This window comes from Wolbachia endosymbiont of Cylisticus convexus, assembly GCF_003344345.1.
Genome location: NZ_QPIP01000184.1, coordinates 1 through 2,629, shown reverse-complemented (window position 1 = coordinate 2,629; position 2,629 = coordinate 1). Strand labels below are relative to the sequence as shown.

Genomic DNA, 2,629 nt, shown 5'->3' with positions numbered 1-2,629 from the left:
GATTGAATATTTTTTTCTTTTCCTCTTCAACTATTTTTAAGCTCTGTTTTGCTGCTTTAATTCGTGGTTCAAATTCTTCTTTGCTAATATACCCTTGAGTATAGCTATCAATAAGTCTTGAAATGCCTTGTTTCAGCTTATCATCTTGTTTTTTAAGTGAATCAGTTATTTGATCACATGGTGATTTTTGAAGTTCTGAAAGCCTACGCTGATATTCCTTTAAAATTCTGTTTGGATTTTTTAATAGGCTTTTAACTTCTTCCCACACAGCTGTCTCTAATGTAGAAGCACGAATTGTTTTACTATTACAAATCTTATTACCAGCAAAACGGTAAGCATCTGCGCCAATACAACGATAACATTTTTTTTGAGACTTGCCATATCTTTTAGCATAATAAGAATACTGGCAACGCTTGCATACCAATAAGCCTTGCAATAGATTAGTTGTTCCTATTTGTCTTGCTCTTTGCCTTTTTGCGTTCTCAGCTAATTGCTTTTGAACTATATCAAACAAATCTTCATCAACTATTTTAGGTACTGGAATGTAAATCCAATGTTCCCTTTCAACACGATAGGTAGAACTATTCTTTTTAGGTTGTTCACAGGAATGTTTGTATGGTCTTATTTGCGGCAGCTTTGCACCTACCTTTGTTTTACCAAAAGCTGCTTGTCCTTTATAGACAGGATTTTTTAGTGTACCACAAAGCGTGCCTTTATTCCAGCATTTTCCCTTCGCTGACATGATAGACATGGTATTTAGCTGGCGACATACTTCTCCAGCACTCATTCTTTCTCTGCCTATCCAAGAAAATAGCTTACGAACCACTTCCGCTTCTTCTTCATGAACTTCAAACCGAGCTTGCCCTCCTTCCATCTGTTTATTTATATAACGGTAGCCGTAAGGAGCTCTACACATTACATTTACACTACCTTTTTTAGCTGCATAAATTTTTCCTCGACGACATCTTTCAGTAATCTTTGTGTGTTCATATTCTGCTATCATACCTTGCATTTGTAACAATAAATGAGCTTCTGGACTATCATTAATCTGATTATTTAAAAAAATTACTTCTACTTTTGCTTTCTGTAATTCTTCAAGTAAAACCATCTGATATGCATATTTACGCGATAAACGATCAGGAGAATGAATATAGATTATGTCAATTTTACCTTCTGCTACTTTATTACGTAATTTTTCTAAGGCAGGACGAACTAAATTAGATCCACTATAGCCATTATCAACGAATTTATGTTCATCTAGCAATTCATGCCCATCTGCTTTAATTTTATTTTCTAAAGCTGAAAGTTGACTTGCAATCGTATTCTCTTGTACTTGTTTTTCTGAAGAAACTCTTGCATATAAGCTTACTGTTAACATTTGATCCTCCTTGAAGTTCTTTTTTATTTGCATTTACTGAATACTTTAGCACTGGCATTAATTTTGTGTAGGCGTCTAATAAATATACCTCTGCCAACCTATCAGGTTCATAACTAACTCGTATGGCAAATCTTTCTTTACTGTTCATAACATTCCATTTAAATAATATGCTCATTATTAATCCACTACATTAAAGCTGATAATTAGTTCGTCATTAGCGTCATAAATAAATGGAGCTCTTACTTTTGGACATAAAAGTTTTCTGGAAATACTTTTTTCAAGTTTTAAATTGTTGGCAACATTGTCGTAGGTGTATTTACAATAGATCTAGACTGCATTCAGGTAAATATTGGGGAATGTTCAAAAAAGTGTGTCAAACCGAAAAAAAGTAATTTATATCAATTTAAAAATGGAGGTTTGACAATGAGTCAAAAAGTAGTAAACAGAACTAACGGATTGGTAGATTATAAAGAGTTGGAAACAAATATCCTGTCGTCTATACGAGAAGGAAGACCGTTGACAGGAAAGGAGGGAGCATTAACACCATTTATAAAAAAGCTGCTGGAGGCGAGTCTAGAAGGTGAAATAGAAAACCATTTATTAGCTGAAAGTGAAGAAAATAATCGCAGAAATGGGAGGAATGGAAAGACTTTACGTACAAGTGCAGGTTCATTTGAGCTGTTAACGCCAAGAGATAGAGAAGGAAGTTTTGAGCCGCAAATAGTCAAAAAAAGGCAAACAAGCTTACATCCAGAGCTTGAAACGAAGATTTTGAGCACATTTGCCAGTGGTATGAGCTATAGAGATATAGCGTCACACGTTGAGGAAATTTATGATCACAAAATATCGGTAGCAGAGATATCAAGTATTACCGACAAATTACTGCCTATAATCAATGAATGGCGTAGTCGTCCACTGCAATCAGTATACCCGATAGTATTTATGGATGGGATGTTCTTTAAGGTCAAGGAGGATGGACATTGCGTAAGTAAATGTATGTACAATATATTGGGCATAGACCAAAATGGCAGAAAAGAAGTCCTGGGCTTTTATTTGGCTGAAAGTGAAGGAGCTAACTTTTGGTTGGAAGTGCTAAATAACCTCAAAGAAAGAGGAGTAGAAGATATTCTGATTGCATGTGTAGATGGGCTAAAAAGCTTTCCTGCAGCCATCAACAGTGTATTTCCCAGTGCAGAAGTGCAGCTATGTATAGTACACCAAATAAGAAATTCTCTGAAATATGTATCCAGT

2 protein-coding genes are annotated in these 2,629 nt (G+C 35.1%); one reads left to right on the top strand and one right to left on the bottom strand.

Annotation, left to right across the window (positions count from 1 at the left end):
* On the bottom strand, positions 1-1,411 hold a 1,411-nt coding region (locus Wcon_RS10015; protein WP_147269162.1), incomplete at its 3' end, for a recombinase family protein.
* A 390-nt stretch (positions 1,412-1,801) separates the two neighbouring features.
* On the opposite strand from Wcon_RS10015, the gene Wcon_RS10010 reads away from it, so the two are divergent.
* On the top strand, positions 1,802-2,629 hold an 828-nt coding region (locus Wcon_RS10010), incomplete at its 3' end, for an IS256 family transposase (protein ID WP_114516781.1).